The organism is uncultured Phascolarctobacterium sp. (genome assembly GCF_934190775.1).
Classification (GTDB): Bacteria; Bacillota; Negativicutes; order Acidaminococcales; family Acidaminococcaceae; genus Phascolarctobacterium_A.
The window spans coordinates 1-20043 of record NZ_CAKPTG010000013.1; the positions used below are offsets into that span (position 1 = coordinate 1).

The window sequence follows — 20043 nt, forward strand, 5'->3', positions numbered from 1 at the left end:
TTTGTCTTTAATAAAAAATAAGTGCCGGTAGTCTCGATCTTATTTTAGACCAAGACCCCAACACTTATTATAGAACCGTTTATCTTTTAATAACGGCTAAAAATCTCCTGCACCTCGCTGCGCTCGTGCATCCGCAAAAGCGCCAGCTGCAGCAAAAGGCGTGCCTTTTGCGGATTCAGGTTATCCGCATACAGGAAGCCCTGCTCCTGCCAACGCTCCAAGCCTGCGGCAACAATACCGCTGCCGGTGCGGCTGGAACGCACAACCACAACGCCGCGGCTGACAGCCTCCGCCAGCGCCACCTCCACAGCCTCATGAATGCTGCCCATGCCACTGCCGGCGTAGATAAGACCACGCGCGCCTGCTGCTAATGCTGCATCCACAAATACGCGGTCCTCACCGATATGCGTATAAATGATATCTACGCGCGGCAAAGCAGTAACACCGCTTACATCAAATTCGCTCTGCAAAGTGTGCGGACGCATACTGCGGTAGTAGTAACGCACCTCACCGCCGACGATGAAGCCCAAAGGACCGCCGTTCGGCGCTTTGAACGTTGCCACATTCGCCGTGTTTGTCTTGGTCACGTCACGGCCGCTGTAGATTTCATCGTTCATCATCACCAGCACGCCCTGTCCGGCACTGGCAACGTCTGTTGCTGCCTTCACAGCGTTGATGATATTCAAAGGTCCGTCGGCACTGACTGCGGTGGCAGGACGCATCGCGCCCACGAGCACCACCGGCTTAGCACTCTTCACCGTCAGGTTCAGAAAGAAGGCCGTTTCTTCCATAGTATCAGTACCATGGGTAATAACAACGCCGTCGACATTCTCCTGTGCCAGCAGCTCATTGCAGCGCTGCGCCAGGCGCAGCAGCAACGCGTCCGTAAGACTGCTGCTGTCGATATTGCACAGCTGCTCGCCGCTGATATTTGCCAGCTCGCCCAGTTCAGGCACACCTGCCAGCAAATCGGCAACGCTGTAGGCCCCGGCAGTATAGCCTGTCATTTGGGTACCGGAAGCAGCCTTACCGGCAATAGTGCCGCCGGTTGCTAAAATCACAATGTTCTTCAACTCAGTTTTTTCCATCAGCCTGACCTCCTTCAATCCTTCAGCTTCACCGCCAATGCTTATTTTACCAGGCCCTTTTCCTGCAGATAATCAGATACCATATCTGCCGCTTCGGCAGTAATTTTAATGCATTTAGTTCTGTATTCCGGTGTGCCAAAGCTCAGGCGGTTCAGTGCTCTGCAGCAGGAAGTACCGAAATGCTTGGTAAAACGCTCATGGAACTCATGCGTATATTTATAGACCTCCGTCTGATGCTTTTCGGACGTATCCAATCTGCCAACGATAGAGCTGATAACCAGGCAGGAACCGCTCAGCGCACCGCACACGCAGCCGCTGCGGCCGATACCGCCACCCATACCGGACACCATGCGGATTGCTACATCCGGCAGGCCCAGCTCTAAGCCTTCGTTACACGCCTTAACTACGGATTCTACGCAGTTATTGCCATCGTTATGGTACTGCTCTGCTAAATCATAAATTTCTTTCATATCTTATCCCTCCAAAAAATAACCTAATCTTGTTTATTTTAGCAAGCATGAGGCAAAATAGCAAGAAAAATGCTGTGACCGAAAAGCCACAGCATTGTATATCAAAGTCCGAACATAGTCTTAGCCAACTTCGTTCCACTCTCGGTTTTAAAAATCCGCTCCACAGTTTTGGCAATATTCTCCTTCGGCGTACCATCCTCATAAAAGTTTACTATAAAATCAGCTTCCACAAGCAGCTGATAATCAAGACCGTCAATCATATTATACGTATGGTGATGACCGACAAGATAGCAGATGCGTTCAATTTTTTCAGGGGCATAGCCAACCTTTTGCAAAAGCTCGCGTGCTACCGCAGGTCCCTCCTGCTCCTGAATTTTGCCTGTGCAGTGACCGGCACCGTACTTAGCCTCGCCGGGTTTAATACCGCAGTCATGCACAAAACCGGCCGCCTCCACAAGCTCTGTAAGCTCTGCATCCGCACCCTCGCTCTCAGCCAGCTGCCTGGCCAGGCTGGCAACCTTGATAAAATGCTGACAGCGGCGTGCATCTCCAGCAAAAAATTTTATCATCTCATTATATAAAGCAACGTTTTTATTCATAGCATTCACTCCAATCCGACTAAAATACGATTCAATCTTATTTTGGCCTAAACAATGCAGTTTTGCAAGTTTTTTCGCCATAATAATATTATAAAAGCATTCTCCCCCAACACACAGAAAAGCGCTCTTAGCCTGCATTACGCAAGACACCGAGCGCCTTCCTGTTTTATTAGGGAGTTTGATTAGGGAGAAGCAAATTATTTTTCCTCAATAGGATAATCCTGCAGAGCATCATAGCCTGTTTCACCGGTACGAATCTTAACAACGTCTTCAACATCATAGATGAAGATTTTGCCATCGCCGTATTTGCCGGTGTACAGAACCTGCTTAGCAACATTGACTACTGCTGCAACAGGAATTGCGGAAACAATCATTTCAACCTTTACCTTCGGCAGCAGGTGAGCTGCAACCTCAGCACCACGATACATTTCCGTGGAGCCCTTCTGGATGCCGTAGCCCAGAACCTTGGTAACAGTCATGCCGGTAATACCCAGCTTATCCAAAGCATTTTTCAATGCTTCGAAACGATTTTGCGAGGTGATAATAACAACCTTGCTCATCTTTACTGCGCCTGCAGGCTTAGCTGCAGTTTCTTTGACCGGAGTAACATAAGTAGTAGTAACAGAGGTCTGTGCCTCCAGCGGAGTTTGCATAAAGTCGGCATAGCTGCTGAGCAGACCATGCTCTTCCATATCCAGACCTTTAATTTCTTCAGATTCCTTAACACGCAGGCCAAAGAGCTTATCAAGAACTTTAAAGATAATCGTCATGGTAACTGCAACATAGATTGCTACAACTACAACACCGAGGATTTGTTTTACCAGGAAATCAGTACCGCCACCATAGAAGAGGCCGCCGTCAAGAGCGAAGAAGCCGGTTGCGATAGTACCGAAGGCACCGCAGACACCATGAACAGAGATTGCACCAACAGGATCATCAATCTTCAGCTTTTGGTCGAAGAATTCAACAGCAGCGACTACCAGCACACCGGCAATCAGGCCGATGATTAAAGCGCCGGCCGGGCTTACCATGTCGCAGCCTGCGGTAATTGCTACCAGACCTGCAAGCACGCCGTTCAGTGTCATGGAAACATCAGGCTTGCCGTAACGAATCCAGGTATAAATCATAGTTGCGGTAGCAGCAGCTGCTGCAGCCATGTTGGTAGTAATGAAGATGGCACCCATGGAAACCAGAACATCATCACCGGTTGCACAAACGGTAGAAGCACCGTTGAAACCGAACCAACCGAACCAGAGGAGGAAAACGCCCAAGGCACCAAGCGGAATGCTGTGACCAGGAATAGCGTTTACTGTACCGTCAGCATTGTATTTGCCGATACGTGCGCCGATCATCTTGGCACCGACAAGAGAAGCAACACCGCCTACCATATGAACGGCAGTGGAACCAGCAAAATCATGGAAGCCCATCTGTGCGAGCCAGCCGCCGCCCCAAATCCAGTGACCGCTGATCGGATAAATAATAGCGCTGATTAACACGCTGTAAATGCAATATACCAGGAAGTTGGTACGTTCTGCCATAGCACCGGAAACAATTGTTGCTGCGGTTGCACAGAACATAGTCTGGAAGATGAAGTACGCTGTGCTAGGATAGCTGGCACCGTAATCACCTTTTACAAAGAAGTCCGGCGCTCCGATAAAGCCGCCGATATCGGTACCAAACATCAGGCCAAAGCCCAGAACCCAGAAAACTATGGAACCGAGGCACATATCCATGACGTTCTTCATGACGATGTTGCCAGCATTTTTAGCTCTGGTAAAGCCTGTTTCAACCATTGCAAAGCCCGGCTGCATAGAGAATACCAGGAAGGCACCTATCAGCACCCATATAGTATCGACAGATACATATTTGTCCATTTGTAAACACCCCTCAAATTATAATATTTTTTAACGCGTCATTGAGCAGCGCTCACATGGCATTAGCTAAAGAAAAAGGGGCGTACCCGATTTTTCGGATACACCCCATTGTGTATGAGTTTTTATATTTATATTTTATACCTATTTATCGTTTGATTTATTCATTTACACCAAACAGCAACTCACCATAAGTCGGATAGTCGAGATACTTACCACCGGTCAAAGCTTCGGCAGCATCAACAGCACTTCTCAGCTTGCCCATTTCTTCAAGAACGGTATCGTGATAGTACAGAGCCTGTTTCTCGCTGTCGCCGATTTCTGCTGCTTCCTTCAGGCCATCTTCCAGCTTCAGGGAGGATGCATACATTTCGCCGCCTAGCTTGCTCAGCTTATCAGCAAGTGCGCCTTCAAAGCCTGCGCTGACGCCGGCAGCCTTTTTATCCAGTACTGCTTTAGTCAAATCTTCGGTATAAGCAGTAACTGCCGGGAGGATATCCTTGTGGAACATATCCAGCATGGTTGCTGCTTCGATGGAAATCGTGGTGCTGTAGTTCTCCAGCAGGATTTCTACACGGGATTCAACCTCAGCTTTGGTAAAGATGTTGTGTTTTTCGAACAGCTCAATGTTCTTGGCATGTCCCAGATACGGCAGAGCCTCCGGAGTAGATTTGAGGTTCAGCAGGCCACGTTTGGCAGCTTCATCAACCCAGGCATCGGTATAACCGTTGCCATTGAAGACGATGCGTTTATGAGCCTTGTAGGTTTCTTTAACCAGATCATATACTGCTGCTTCCAGGTCAGGAGCATCTGCCAGCTTATCGGCAAATTCATCCAGCTCTTCGGCAACGATGGTGTTCAGTACGATGTTGGGGCCGGCGATGGAGAACATGCTGCCCAGCATACGGAATTCAAATTTATTGCCGGTGAAGGCGAACGGAGAGGTTCTGTTTCTGTCGGTGTTATCCTTAACCAGAGCAGGAATCGTATCGTCGCTTACCTTGATGTAGCTTTCCGGATTGCCGTTGTAAACCTTGTCTGCTGCAATAGCTTCAAGAACTGCAGTCAGCTCAGTGCCAAGGAACATGGAAACGATAGCCGGAGGAGCTTCGTTAGCGCCCAGACGATGGTCATTGCCGGCGCTGGCAACAGATACACGCAGCAAATCCTGATATTCATCAACTGCTTTGATGATTGCTGCCAGGAAGGTCAGGAAGCGGATGTTTTTGTACGGCTCCTTGCCGGGATCCAGCAGGTTCAGGCCTTCTTCCGTAGATAAGGACCAGTTGTTATGCTTACCGCTGCCGTTTACGCCATCAAAAGGTTTTTCATGCAGCAGGCAAACAAGACCATGACGCAGAGCAACACGTTTCATGAATTCCATCATCAGTTGGTTATGGTCAGATGCTACGTTTGTAGTGGTGAAGATAGGTGCCAGCTCGTGCTGTGCCGGAGCAACCTCGTTATGCTCGGTTTTGGCAAGTACGCCCAGCTTCCACAGCTCATCGTCCAGATCCTTCATGAAGGAAAGAACTCTTTGTTTGATAATGCCGAAGTAGTGGTCGTCCAGCTCCTGCCCACGCGGAGATTTCGCACCGAAAAGGGTACGACCGGTGTAAACCAGGTCTTTACGTTTTTCCCACATTTTTTTATCTACGAGGAAATATTCCTGTTCCGGACCAACAGTACTGTTGACGCGGATAGTATCAATGCCGAACAGCTTCAGCAGCTTGCAGGCTGCTTTGCTGGCTGCATTCATAGAACGCAGCAGCGGAGTCTTTTTATCCAGCACTTCGCCGGTGTAGGAGCAGAAGGCTGTAGGAATGCACAGGCAGTTATCTTTGATAAATGCATAGGAGGTCGGGTCCCATGCTGTATAGCCACGAGCTTCGAAGGTTGCACGTAAGCCGCCGGACGGGAAGCTGGAAGCATCAGGCTCGCCCTGAATCAGCTCTTTGCCGGAGAAGTCCATGATTACACGGCCTTCAGCAGTAGGAGAAATGAAGCTTTCATGCTTTTCAGCAGTAATACCGGTCATCGGTTGGAACCAATGGGTGAAATGAGTGCAGCCATGCTCCAGAGCCCAGTCTTTCATAGCATTGGCAATGATATTAGCAATTTCCAGATTCAGCGGAGTGCCTGCCAGCACTGCTGCCTTATATGCCTTATAGGTTGCAGTCGGCAGACGGTCCTTCATAACGCTTTCGTTAAAAACTAAGCTGCCAAACAGTTTCGGTACATCATTCATTGTAAAACCTCCCTAATTTCTCTCTGAGAATTTCCTTGGGTTTACGAAGTGTAAGCCCCTCATTTGAAATACAGTTTTTTGTGCTTTACAGATTTTCTTCTCTCTGGCTCTGTAAATAAGAAAGCACCGTCAGCTGCGCCCTGCGCTGCTACGGTGCTTCGTTGCACTTATCATGGGTAAGAGGATAATTCTCACCGCTGATATAAAAGAAAAAGCAACTACGAAGTTTGGATCTTTCAATCCAACAACCACGTCGTTGCTTTATGCGCTTATTATAATACTAGGATTTTAATTTGTAAAGGGGGTAAGAGGAAAATTTTTTAATTTTTTTCTGCGTATACTAAAAAGGTATGCTTATTTTTGACTACAACAGCAGAGATTTTTATCAGATATAACTGATAAAAATCTAAAATCACGAAAAGTTTCAGTTATATCTGATAGAATTTCAAATATCAAAACAGATGACCAGACTTATGCCAACCATGATTTATCTCCTACCTCAGCAGGATTTTTGCGTTCTGTAAAGAATTGTACAGTATAAAGTATGCAATGCAAAACGCAAGATAACTAATTGCCAAGGAGGTACCCTTATGGAATTAACCGCTGTTGCGCAGCTGCGCCGCATGGTACTGGAGCATTTATCCCGCTACACCTGGAATAACGAGCTGCCTGACCACGTCTACGATATTCTGCAGGAGGTACGCGAGGACACTCCGCGCTACCGCTGCTGTGTTTATAAAGAAAGAGCCGTACTGAAAAACCGTATTGATATGGCGCTGGGCCAGGAGTGCTCCAGCAATATCATCGAGGCTGCCAAGCTGACGCTGAACGAGCCTGAGCGCACCGATTTACCGATTATCGACGTGCTGCCCGCAGCCTGCGACCAATGCCCGATTGATGCTTATTATGTTACAGATATGTGCCGTCACTGCATCACCCACAAATGCATGAATAACTGCCCGAAAAAGGCTATCAGCATTATTCAGGACCGTGCCTTTATCGATAAGACCAAATGCATTGAATGCGGACGCTGCAAGCAGATGTGCCCCTACGGTGCGATTATCGAAATCCATCGTCCCTGCGTGCGCGCCTGCGCAATCGGTGCCATCAGCATCGGTGAAAACCGCAAGGCTGTCATTGACCACGAAAAATGTGTTTCCTGTGGTGCCTGCCGCAACGCCTGCCCCTTCGGCGCTATCGACGAGCGCAGCAATATTATCCGCGTTATCCGCGAAATTCAGCAGGGCAAGCAGGTTATCGCCCTTGTGGCACCTTCCATCGTAGGCCAATACGGTTTAAAGATTACTATGTCACAAATTTACGAGGCACTTCAGAAAGCAGGCTTCGCTGAGGTCGTAGAGGTTGGCGTTGGCGCCGATATCACCAGCGTTAAGGAGGCAGAGGAATATCTGGAGAAGGTTCCTGCCAAGCAGGGTTTTATGACCAGCTCCTGCTGCCCTGCCTTTGTTAAGCTGATTAAAACGCAGGTGCCGGAGGCTGCAGACAAAATTTCCGACACTCCCTCCCCCATGCTTACCTGCGCTGAGTTGATTAAGCAAAAATATCCTTATGCCGTTACCGTGTTCATCGGCCCCTGCATTGCCAAAAAGGTAGAAGCACGCGAGCACCGCGAAACGATCAATTATGTGCTGACATTTGAAGAAATTATGTGCATGCTGGAGGGCAAGGATATCAAATTTGCGGAAATGAGCGGTGATACTGCTTATGAACGCGATGCCTCCAAGCTTGGCCTGAGCTTCCCGCTGACTGCCGGAGTAAGTGCTGCCGTGCAGGATACGGTTGCTGCTATGGGCGGTGAGGTGCATAACGCACAATACTGCTCCGGACTGGATAAATGCCGTGATACGGTTAAGGCTGCTACCGCAGGCAAGCTCGACTGCAGCTATATCGAAGGCATGGCCTGCTCCAACGGCTGTATCGACGGTCCTGCTGCCGTAGGCGACTTCCACATCACGAAGGTTGCCCTAACGAAATATGCTTCAGCAGCCCCCAATAAGCAGGCTGCTGAAGACAAGCACACAAAATAAAAACTTAAAGCCTATCCCTTCTGTCATACCGGCAGAGGGGATAGTTTGTTAATAGCAGGATTTTAGTCTGCTAAAATCATAGAGTGCGTTTTACTGCGCACTAAAAAGAACGGAGATTCCCAAACAAATGCAAAACACTCGCTACATAGGTCACCTTGCTGCCCTCATTACGATTGTTACCTGGGGCACAACCTTTATTTCTACCAAGGTTTTACTTACCGGCTTTCAGCCGCTGGAAATCCTTTTTTTCCGCTTTATCATGGCTTTTTCTGCCCTTTGGCTGGCCTATCCCAAAATGCTGAAAACAGATAAAAAGCAGGAGCCTGTTTTTATGGCCGCAGGTCTCTGCGGCATCTGCCTCTACTACCTTTTGGAAAACATCGCCCTGACCTATACGCAAGCCTCTAATGTCGGCGTAATCGGCAGTACCGCGCCTTTCTTTACTGCGCTGCTGGCGCATTATTTTATGCGTTCTGCCGGCAGCTTAAGCAAGCAGTTCATCATCGGCTTTTTCATCGTAATGATCGGTATAGGCTGCATCAGCTTCAACGGCGCAGCCATGCAGTTCAATCCGCTGGGTGATTTGCTGGCGATTTCGGCTGCCGTCGTGTGGGCATTTTATGCGCTGCTGACGAAAAAAATCAGCAGCTACGGTTATCCGGTTGTCCTCGCCACTCGCAGAACCTTTTTCTATGGCATTCTCTTTATGCTGCCAGCGCTCGGTTTTCTGGATTTTGAACTGAACCTGGCGCGCTTCGCCAATACTACCTATCTTTTCAACATTATCTTTCTGGGACTAGGCGCTTCTGCCCTCTGCTTTGTCACCTGGAATCTGGCAGTAAAGGAGCTGGGCGCAGTCAAGGCCAGCGTTTATATTTATATGGTTCCCGTTATCACCGTCATTACCTCGGCGATTATCCTGCAGGAAAAAATTACGCTGCTGGTAGCACTTGGCACCATCCTGACAATGACCGGTCTGTTTATCTCGGAATACAGGCCGAAGAAAAAAATAAAGTAGGAAGGCAGGTATTCACGATGCGTCCAGCGAATACCATGGCAATAGTTAAAATTAAAGCAAAGGCAGGTATTTACAATGACAACTAAAGCATTAGCAAAATTTACCGCAGAATTGTGCTACGAAAAGCTTTCTGCCCATAGTATCGAGATGGCTAAAAAATGTCTGCTCGACTGGCTGGGAATAGCTATCCGCGGTTCACAGGAAAAGCCGGTGCGTATTATCCATGACGTTATCCTGCAGGGGGATGCCCCACAGGCGAATATTTTCGGCAGCCTTCCTGCCAAAAAGGCCAGCGCTCTGAACGCCGCCTTTATCAACAGTGCTGCTTCCCACAGTCTGGACTTCGATGATCTGCATAACCCGTCGATTATTCACCCGGCTTGCGTCGTTGTTTCACCGGCACTGGCTGTCTGCGAGGCAGAGCACAAAAGCGGCAAGCAGCTGATTGCTGCCATCTGCGCCGGCTACGAGGCCAGCGGCCGCGTAGGCGAAGCAGTAATCCCGGAATCCTACTTCTTCTGGCATACTACCGGTACCGCAGGCACCATCGCCGCCGGTGCTGCTGCCGCCAATGCCCTTGGACTTGACGCGCAACAGACACTTATGTGCTACGGCAGCGCCGGTACCCAAGCTGCAGGCTTGTGGGAGTTTTTAAAAGAGGGTGCCATGAGCAAGCCGCTGCACACAGGCAAGGCTTCCTACAGCGGTGTCCTCAGCGCTTATCTGTCTCAGAAGAGCTTTACTGCCGCCAGTGAGATTTTGGAAGGCGAAAAGGGCTTCTGCCGTGCCATGGTCAAAGAACCGCATTTTGAAAAACTTACCGAAAACATGAGCACTGATAAGCTGAAAATCGACATCAACTCCTTCAAGCCCTACGCCTGCTGCAAGCATGCTCACGCCGCTCTTTACGCCATTCAGGAGCTGCGTAAGGCTCATTCTCTGCAGCCTGAAGACATCGCTGAAATTAAGCTTTACGTCAACGATATTACGAACTATCTGATCAATAATCCGCAGCCGCAAACTCCCTACGGCGGCAAATTCAGTATTCAATATTGCTCCGCTGCCATGCTGAAGTTCGGCGAGGTCGGCATTGCGCAGTTCAGCGAGGAATGTATCCATAACAAAGAGCTTACGGATTTAATGCAGCGCATCGAGGTTATCCGTGATGAGGCTATGGAACAGCTGCACACAGAAGATGCTTCCAAGCTGGCTTCCAAGGTAGCAATCCAGCTGCAAAACGGACAAACACTGACAATGCAGGTTGATTATCCTAAGGGAGATCCGGAAAACCCTCTGACCTGGGAGGAGCTATGCGCTAAATTTATGAGCCTTGCCGTACCTGTTTATGGTGAAGCCAAGGCATTGCGTTTACAACATTGGGTGGCAAGCCTAGAGCAATGCAGTGACGTTGCCCAAGCGCTGGACGCCTGTCTAAAGGACGTATAAAGTATGCTGATGCATTACGTATTCCAATAGCATTTCTTACTGCAAAAGGCGTTCTCCCCTGCGGGAGAACGCCTTTACTTACAGCAACTTATTAAATTTGTTCAGCCTTAATCTTTTCAACCTGCTCAACGGAAAATGAAGTAGCCTTAGCAATATCCTCTACAGATAATCCCATACTTAAAAGACGCTTTGCGGTTGCAGTCTTTTCTTCTGCCTTGCCTTCGGCGAGACCTTCTGCTTTGCCTTCGGCATGTGCTTCGTCACGCAGGTCTTTCATACGCATTTCGTAAGTCATATAGGAATCCCTCACTTTCTTATCATTCTAATTCAGCCTTAATCTTTTCAACCTGCTCAACAGAAAGCGAAGTACCTTTAGCGACATCTTGCACAGATAAGCCCATGCCTAAAAAGCGCTTGGCAGTAGCAAGTTTTTCTTCAGCTCTACCTTTAGCTTCACCTTCGGCAAGAGTATCCTTTATACGCATTTCGTAAGTCATATAGGCATCCCTCACTTTCTTGTCATTTTTAATTTCTACAATCGTGTCAGCAACCTCACGTGTAAAATTACTGTTAATAGTATTGCTGTTTATGTAGTCAAACAGACTTTGAATGTCCGGTGACACATCACCTTTGGTTCCCAAGGTATTGAGAAACATAATAACTGCTTCATCTGCCAATTCAATATTCATGTTTTCCAGACAACGCTTCTTAAAGGTATAAATACGCTGAGAATCCTGAAAAAAATCAAACAGACAGAAGAAAATTATATACGTAGGAGATAATTCGTCATAATCCTGACCTTTTTGCAGCATATCCGTATCAAGCATAGCTTGATAGTAGCGAGTACGCTTAGGCAACAGAAATTTTCCTGTAGCACGATTAACAGGATTCTTTACCTGCATTTCCAAATTGTAATGAGTATTGGCAGCATCTGCAATTCTAACATCCAAACGAATACCATGGCTGTCGGGATAAACATCAAGTGTCTGTTCTGCTTCAAGATAGGTGATATCTGCAATTTTTGTGTGTAAAAGCTCTTCCAGAATATGCTTGCAGATCGCTTTCTGAGCATAACGTGCTTGAAGAGAAAATCGTTGGAAAGAGTGAGCTTGTCAAGATTAGATACTTGGTTTTGCATATGTTTCCTCTTTTGATTATAGCATAAAATAAGGCAAAAATATATAAGCAGCCAGATGTAAAAAGGCGCTTGCCGAAAGCTCGACAAGCGCCACTGATCCGCATGACCAGGCATAAGCTCCGCAAGAATGCGGCTACCTATGCAACTAAGGTAATTATAGCACATAAGCTCTTGGAAAACAATAGTTCGTCAAAGAAAAAATCATATTGTATTCAGTGATATATTCCCTACGACAAAAGGCGTTCTCCCCTGTGGGAGAACGCCTTTACTGTTTACAGAACCTTATTCACTTGTCATTTGCTGCTTATTATTTCAGCTTGTTGCCGTAGTGGTCACGCTCGCCTTTGGTTGCATTAACGCGTACACGCTCAATCTTGTTGCGGTCACCGTCTTCGCCGCTGATGCGGTCTACACGGATGCGTCCCAGCTCAGGCTCAAACTCTTTGATGATTCTTTCTTCCAGAGCTGCGCCGTTTTCAATTGCACGGTAAAGCATGCTAGCAAATTCATAACGAGTCATCAGACGGTCGCCGCCAAAGTTGCCATCAGGATAGCCTTCGATGATACCATTGCCAGCCAGCTTAGCGATGTATTCATATGCCCAATGGTTAGCCGGGATATCCGGGAAGAGCTTGGTCTTGCTTTCATCCAGCATACCAAATGCTTTTTCCATTCTAGCCATCTTAGCGCCCATTTCTGCCAATTGACCGCGCAGGTCGATAACCTCACGCGCCAGAGCAGTACGGCTGTTGCTTACATGGTTGGTGCGATCCAGGGAGAAGGAGATGCCTGCATTAACCATATTTTCACCGTTGCCTACAGTACCGCCAACGCTGAACATTACCTTTTCATCAGGACGGTAGTAAGCGCCGATTGCTGCTGCATTTTGGCCTGCATAGTTACCATAGCCTGCAGAGAAGGTCAGCTTGTCGTCCGGATCAAAGTCCATCGGATGCAGTGCTGCCAGAGCTGCTGCGCCTGCGCCAACCTTGTTCACGCGGCTGCTCAATTGACCGATGCGGTTGCTGTTGCTGATAACCTGGTTTTCAACACCATCAATGCGGTTGTTGATCTTAGTTTCGGTATCAAACAGCTGACCACCGTTGATAGCGTCCTTGGAATCCTTTTCTACCTTACCGTTTGCTACGTTCGTAATAGTAGTGTAGGTATCCCCTTCCTTATTCAGGGTAATCTGAGTCTTGTTAACGCTGCCATCTTCCTTGCGGTCGTACTGTACAGTGCCGCTCATTGCCTGCTGCAGCTGAGCTTCGGTTGCAGCCTTGCCGGAATCCTTATATTGGTCAGTATTGGTTGCATCCCATTTCTTGTTACTCAGGTTATTAACAGTATTATTTTCAATGCTTACGCCGCCGATGTTAGCTTTGTCTGCAGTTACGCTTTCAACAGTGATATCCTTGTTCAAAGCCACATTGTAGTTTTTGCTGCCGTCAGGATTAGTTTCCGGAGTTACAGTAATGTTAGCGCCCTGGGTTACAGTGGTGTGTTTAGCTGCAGTTGCTGCTACATCCTTCAATGCCTGGTCAAGCTTGCCGATGGAAACAGTAGTGTTTTCGCCATTAGTAACGTAATTACCCTTGGTTCCTGCACCGCCTTCTACGTAGTTCAGGTCGCCAACCTTGTTGTCCAGCTTCTGGTTCAGATTGTTTACAGCATCAACAACGGTAGTAGCACCATTCGGGTTCTTCAGATCGTTGTTAATGTTAGTAACGTTACCTACATCACTTGCTTTAGCAACATCGGTAATGGTAACGGTATTAATCTTCGTACCATTCTTATCAACAACGTCCATATTAACCTTGTTGTCAGCACCTACACCATATTCACCCGGTCTGATATGAGTATCAGTATTGCCTGCTTGAACCGCTGCATTCATCTGACCTACGTTTACTGCATCGTTATTATCCGTACCTGCGGTTACATTGTGGATTTGGCCATTGTTGCCGAAGGTTACATTATTATTGATAGTAACGTTGCCACCGGAGAAGCTGATGCTGCCACCGCCTACGCCGTTAATAGCTTCCATGCCCTTCAGAGTAGTATTCAAAGACAGACCATCTTGGTTAACTACCAGGTTTTCCTCACCATCTTTCAGCTTAACGCTAACAACTTTGTTATCAATCTTGATGCCATCGCCTGCAGTCAATGCTGCGTCTGCAATCTGGTTCTTCACATACGCTACGTTGGTTACAGAATCGTCCCTGCGTGCATCAACGTTAGTTACGTATGCATTGTTGGTAGTTACGCTGGTCAGGCCGGTCAGCTCTTTGTTCAGCTTAACAACCAAATTGCCACCTTCACCAACAACGCCGATATTACCGTCAACAAATTCTGCACCAGTAGCAGCATTGCCTTTGATAGTCAGGGTTTCGTTCAGCTTCTTGCCAATGGTATCGCCGCTGTCGCCTTGGAACTTCAGGCCATCATCCAAGGTTGCAACCTCGTGCTTAACGCCATTGTTTTCATAAATAACACGAGTCATGGTTGTACCATCAAGGCCCGGTTTGCCAGGAGCAGTCCAGATATCGGTTTTGCCATCTTTGCCGTTCAGGCCAATGTGGCCTTCTGCGCCATTAATGCCATCAACTCCGTCTTTACCATAAATGCTTACAGCATCCTTGCCATCCTTGCCCTTAATGGAGATGCCATCCTTGCCATCAATAGCTACGCCAGACATGCCGTCTGCACCATTAACACCAATGTGACCATCCTTGCCGTCCTTACCAACGCTCAGATTGTTGCTCAGGCCGATTACCAGAGCACCATCTTTAACAGTAGAGGTAATACCATCTTCGCCCTTAACCTGAATGGTGTTATCCAGCTTTTTGGTCAGTTTAGTGCCGTTGTCATCAGCCAAACCGAAGGTCTTGTTGCTGATATCAGTATTGATGTTGTTTTGTACCTCCTTCAGCTGATCTTCAGTTGCTGCTCTGCCGGATTCAATTTTGCTTGCATCCCATTTAGTGTTAGTCAAACCGGTGATGTAATTGCCTTTACCCGGATTAGCACCGCCACCATTTTGTACACCAATGACAGTACCGCCTACGGTGATATTTTTGTCAAAGTCTACGGTTACAGTAGTTGTATCGGTTGTCTCATTCTTATCAACCTTTAAGCCGTTAGCACCAACAAATTCTACTGTATGACCATTCTTAATTGCACTTGCTGCACCTTCGCCTGCCTTCAGGTTCCAGCCGCTGTTAGCAATTTGCTGTTGAACATACTCTACGTTGGTTACAGATTCATTCTTGCTTGCATCAACGTTAGTTACATATGCATTGTTGGTGGTTACACTGTTCAAGCCTGTCAGGTCTTTGCCTAACTTAACAACTACGTTTTTACCAGTGTTGCTTACAACAATGTTGTCTTCGCCTGCAAAGTCTACGGTATCTCCAGGTTTTACATTGGTTGCAGTACCGCCGTTAGTAGAAACGTTCCAGCCTTTATTTGCTACGTCATTAACCTTCTTCAGCTGTGCTACATTGACAGCGTCAGTATCAGCACTACCTGCTGCTACGTTGGTAATCTGACGGGTTTCGCCATTACCGCCTACAGACACAGCACCCTTGGTAGCCTGCCAGATTGCATCCGTCTTACCATCAGCACCAAAGCCCGATACGCCTGCAGCTGTGCTTGCTACGCTGCTTACGCCAAGTGCAACGCCGCCCTCTACGCTTACGCCTGCACCATTACCGATGGCAACGGCATTGTCGGCAGTCACGCTGTTGCCATTACCCAAGGAAATAACATTTTCATGGTTTTCCAGTGTTTGGTTGTTGCCCATTACAATGGAAGCAGATACGTTGGTAACAGTATTCTTATTGCCTGCAACCAATACATCGGAGGTAGTATTATTGCCTTTGATAGTGTTGCCATAGCCAATAACAGATGTAGAGGTCTGCTTGGAAATGGTGTTGGCACCGCCGATTACCGCTACAGCACCGCTGTCCTTCTTCGCGAGGGCACTATAGTCGCCCTTGCCAATATTGTATGCTTCTCCAATACCTATATTCATATCCTTGTAGGCATCAGTAACCTTATTGCCGGAACCCTGAATAGTTACGCCATTAGATGCCTCAATGGTGTTTGCAGAGCCCATAACATTATTGGCCACACCGGAATAAACCTTACCATTGTTATTATCTACAGTATTCTTGGAGCCGACAACAGTTGCAGCAGCACCCTGAACATTTAATTCTTTCTTAATACCCATGACGTTTACTTTGTAAGTAGTTCCGTCACTATTAATTACGGAATCAGTACCTACAACAGTAGTATACAAGCTGCCAGATTGTGTATTGTATCCTACCAAGGTTGTGCCTTCACGACCGCTGATAGCGCCAGAACCTAACGAAGTTCCTTTATAGCCAGCATGGGCACTATTACCAAAAGCAACACCGCCAATACCATTGCTGCCAGCAACAACACTTGCACCATCACCGATAGCAACAGAATTATCAACTGCAGATGTACCTTTGCCAAGAGCAATGGAGTTATTACCTACGGTACCGGAGTTAGTTGTATGCAAGGATTTGTTTTTGTCATTATCAACATAAACAACTGCTACATTGTCTGTTTTTGCGTAACCGTTCAAATCAACGTTAACTTTGTACTCTTTACCGCCGTACGCATTAGTAGTTTCTTCAACCGTAGTGTTTTTACCATTAACTAAGGTAGTATGTTTGCCAGCTTCTTTACTTACTTCCTGCAATTGGCCAAGGTTTACTGCATCGGTGAGTTCCGTACCTTTTGCTACGTTTTGGATTCTGCCATCCTTATTGAATATAGCATTATTGACAGTTACATTATCACCTGCAAGATTGATTATACCACCTGTACCAGTGATGGATTCCATTCCAGTCAGCTGCTTCTTCATGGTAAGACCATTTTCATCAACTACCAGGTTTTCTTCGCCCTCTGTCAGCTCAACGTTAATTTTCTTATCGGTGATGGAAATACCTTTGCCTGCGCTCAAGGTTACGCCTGCAATCTGGTTCTTCACATACTCTACGTTGGTTACAGATTCATTCTTGCTTGCATCAACGTTAGTTACATATGCATTGTTAGTTGTTACGCTGGTCAAATCCTTCAGTTCTTTGTTCAGCGCTACCTTTACATTAGTACCCTCATTGCTTACTTTGATGTTGTCATCAGCACCGCTGAAGTCTACAATTGCACCAGGTTCTACCTTGGTATTGTTAGTGCCGTTAGTAGTAACGTTCCAGCCTTTATTTGCTACGTTACTTACTTCCTGCAATTGGCCTTCAGTTGCAGCTCTATTTTCAACAATATTGCTGCTATCCCATCTGGTGTTATCCAAGCCGGTGATGTAGTTGCCTTCGTTGTCAAGAGTACCATTTTTTTGCTTACCGATATCGATGCCATTGGCACCATCTACACCGTTTACAGTAATTTTTTCGCCAAAGCCTATAGTTATTTCAGCACCTGTATAATTGCCATCTGCGTCAGGAAGAGCTTCCTGACTAATTACTAAGCCGTTGCCATCTGTCACGAAGTTTACCTCGCCACCATTTTTAATTTTAGAGGAACCGTTCTTGTCGTGCTCTGCAGACACATTCCAGCCGCTGTTAGCAATCTGCTTATTCACATAATCTACGTTGGTTACAGAATTGCCATTGTATTCGTCAACCTTCTCCACATATGCATTAGTTGCATTAACAGTAGTAGATGTTACGCTGGTCAAATCCTTCAGCTCTTTGTTCAAATTAACGGTAATTTCACCTTCAGCATCAGATTTAACATCAATATTAGTATCGCCTTTGAAGTTTACCTTATCACCTTTAGGCACAACATCAGTGCCATTAGCCTGAGCGGTCCAGCTTTTATCGCCGCTTTGAATACCACTGAGGTCAATTGTCACATTCTCGGTAGTTTTGCCATAAGCATCAGTTTTTGTCAAAGTCAGCTCTTTCTTGTCTTTGTCATAGGTGCCGCCGGTAACACTGTAGTCTTGCAGCGTACCCTTCATTTCAACATTGGTACCATTTATAGTTGACAGTTCAATCTTGCCATCGTTACGAATTGTACCACCCGTTACGGCTACATTTTTGATATTAGTAATTTCACTAGTATTACTTGTTACCCTGCCGTCAATACCGATAACAGTAGTGTTCAAGTTATCTAATGCAGTCTTGCTGGCAACGTCGTTAATAATCAATTTCTTGCCATCAATATCCTTATCATTACCATCAACATACGTCATGGTTACATTGCCTTTTTCGTCAACTTTGTACTGACCTTCTTTAACATGCACATCTGCAGCCTTGGCAATGTTAACTATTTCTGTTTTGCCACCTTCAGTAATATTTGTCAAATCGCGATCAACTGCATGGTCGTTCAGATAATCAACGTTAACTGCATCGCTGCCATTACCGTTAGAGTAAGCTACATTGGTAATCGTAGTGCCGCCAACTTTATCAATGTATGGAGTACCATCCAAAGTAATAGAAGTTTTGTTCGGATCACCATCAGCATTAGGATCATACTTAACAGCAAAACTATCCAGATAATCTAATGCCATCTTGCTGGCAACATCCTTAATATATAATTTTTTGCCAACAGGATTACCATTGCCATCCTCATACTCCATGGTTACGGTGCCTTCGTTAATATCCACTTCATATGTGTCAGGTTTGACATGCATTTCTTCAGCCTTGATATTTTCGCTTACTTGCTTTAGTTGGCCTTCAGTTGCAGCTCTATTTTCAACAATATTGCTGCTATCCCATCTGGTGTTATCCAAGCCGGTGATGTAGTTGCCTTCGTTGCCAAGAGTACCATTTTTTTGCTTACCGATATCGATGCCATTTGCACCATCTACACCGTTTACAGTAATTTTTTCGCCCAAACCAACTTTCACCGCAGGTGTTCCGATTAAATCGCCATCCGCATTTCTTCCTGTATCTAGCTTAACAGTTACGCCATCAGTACCTTCAAACTCTAAAGTATCTTTATTCTTAATTTCAGTTATATCACCATCTTTTACAGACACATTCCAACCGCTGTTAGCAATCTGCTCTTTCAGTAAATCAACGTTAACTGCATGGCTACCATTCGCCGGATTATCAATATCAGCATATGCTACATTGGTAATTGTAGTACCGCCAGTACGCTGCTCAAAATTATAATTAGTGCCGCCCAAGGTAACAGAGTTTTTGTTTACAGTGCCGTCAGCATTTTTGTCATATTTAACAGCAAAATTGTCCAGGTTAGTAACATCTGCAGCGCTAGCAATGCCTTTAATTTCTATTTTCTTATGCTCTGCGTTATTATCATAAGCATCTACATTATTCAAGGTAATGGTATTGGTGCTTGCATCAAATTGAGCAGAATCAATGTTGTAGTCATGCACCTTTGCGTAAGATTGTTCTTTGTTACTGCTGTCAGTATAGTAGAAGGTTCCTGTTTTATCATCAAAGCGTACACCTTGGATGAGCTTAGATAAATCTAACTCTGAGCCATCACTTTTAATGATTTTATCTGTTTTGATAGAATTAACAGCGATATTAGAAGCCAGTTTGAGTTGCAATCCCATCGAACCGCCAGATGCAAACAATATATTGTTATCCGCACTAGAAAGTCCTTTCAAGTTATTTTGCGCTTGAACATTGGAATATCCTTCATCCGGAACAACATGCGGTGGATCAACTTTACCCGCCAGCGCACTGCCCATCGGCAACGCCGCCAAGCTCATCGCCAGCACACCTGCTGCAACAACCTGTCCGGCAACAGCCTTCAGGCGACGGCGCAGCGCACTGCGTGTGTCGCTGGTGCCACGTGTATGCCCCTTGGCAAATTCAGAGGCAACAACATAGCAATTTCTTACTTTGTTCCATACAATTTTGTAAATCTTGTTCATATGTATCCTCCTTTGATATCCTTACATCATCATTTTTCCAATCAACTGTTTAATTAGCATCCCCTCTAATAAAAACAGAGAACATGAAGATGTTATTTATAAAAAAGGCAATCATCATGCTAAGCATAATGACTGCCTTATCCAACATAACCTGCTGCAAAACAAATGTTATGCCGATACAAAAGACGCTGCCAGCGTAATGCTTGTGCTGAAACGGGTT

The 20043-nt window shown here is 46.3% G+C and carries 11 protein-coding genes; 3 read left to right on the forward strand and 8 right to left on the reverse strand.

Translation table 11 applies throughout. The features are described 5' to 3' along the window. Positions 1-86: 86 nt before the first annotated feature. From Q0G26_RS07820 to Q0G26_RS07840, 5 genes are all read right to left on the reverse strand, one after another. Complete coding sequence (locus tag Q0G26_RS07820) at positions 87-1106, reverse strand: asparaginase (protein WP_293829635.1); 1020 nt, start codon at positions 1104-1106, stop codon at positions 87-89. A gap of 23 nt (positions 1107-1129) precedes the next feature. Further along, positions 1130-1558: a C-GCAxxG-C-C family (seleno)protein gene (locus Q0G26_RS07825; RefSeq protein ID WP_293829636.1), complete on the reverse strand. Its 429-nt coding sequence runs from the start codon at positions 1556-1558 to the stop codon at positions 1130-1132. 101 nt (positions 1559-1659) lie between these two features. After that, on the reverse strand, positions 1660-2157 hold the full coding sequence (locus tag Q0G26_RS07830; protein WP_293829637.1) for an HD domain-containing protein: 498 nt from the start codon (positions 2155-2157) through the stop codon (positions 1660-1662). Positions 2158-2354: 197 nt separating this feature from the next. Then, on the reverse strand, positions 2355-4031 hold the full coding sequence (locus Q0G26_RS07835) for an ammonium transporter (protein WP_293829638.1): 1677 nt from the start codon (positions 4029-4031) through the stop codon (positions 2355-2357). A gap of 157 nt (positions 4032-4188) precedes the next feature. Beyond that, positions 4189-6276, reverse strand: a complete 2088-nt coding sequence (locus Q0G26_RS07840) for a glutamine synthetase III (protein ID WP_293829639.1) — start codon at positions 6274-6276, stop codon at positions 4189-4191. Positions 6277-6866: 590 nt separating this feature from the next. Here Q0G26_RS07840 and Q0G26_RS07845 point away from each other — a divergent pair. From Q0G26_RS07845 to Q0G26_RS07855, 3 genes are all read left to right on the forward strand, one after another. Next, positions 6867-8324 carry a monomeric [FeFe] hydrogenase gene (locus Q0G26_RS07845; protein ID WP_293829640.1) on the forward strand — a complete coding sequence of 486 codons (1458 nt, stop codon included), beginning with the start codon at positions 6867-6869 and terminating at the stop codon, positions 8322-8324. A 127-nt stretch (positions 8325-8451) separates the two neighbouring features. Then, on the forward strand, positions 8452-9342 hold the full coding sequence (locus tag Q0G26_RS07850; protein WP_293829641.1) for a DMT family transporter: 891 nt from the start codon (positions 8452-8454) through the stop codon (positions 9340-9342). Between the two features lie 75 nt (positions 9343-9417). Further along, positions 9418-10788 carry an MmgE/PrpD family protein gene (locus tag Q0G26_RS07855; RefSeq protein WP_293829642.1) on the forward strand — a complete coding sequence of 457 codons (1371 nt, stop codon included), beginning with the start codon at positions 9418-9420 and terminating at the stop codon, positions 10786-10788. Positions 10789-10879: 91 nt separating this feature from the next. On the opposite strand, the gene Q0G26_RS07860 is transcribed toward Q0G26_RS07855, so the two are convergent. From Q0G26_RS07860 to Q0G26_RS07870, 3 genes are all read right to left on the reverse strand, one after another. Then, positions 10880-11083: a hypothetical protein gene (locus tag Q0G26_RS07860; RefSeq protein WP_293829643.1), complete on the reverse strand. Its 204-nt coding sequence runs from the start codon at positions 11081-11083 to the stop codon at positions 10880-10882. A gap of 22 nt (positions 11084-11105) precedes the next feature. Beyond that, complete coding sequence (locus Q0G26_RS07865) at positions 11106-11846, reverse strand: Rpn family recombination-promoting nuclease/putative transposase (protein WP_366517759.1); 741 nt, start codon at positions 11844-11846, stop codon at positions 11106-11108. Between the two features lie 387 nt (positions 11847-12233). Beyond that, the gene (locus Q0G26_RS07870; RefSeq protein ID WP_293829644.1) at positions 12234-19823 is read right to left on the reverse strand and encodes an ESPR-type extended signal peptide-containing protein; all 7590 of its coding nucleotides are present in this window, start codon (positions 19821-19823) and stop codon (positions 12234-12236) included. Positions 19824-20043 lie beyond the last annotated feature (220 nt).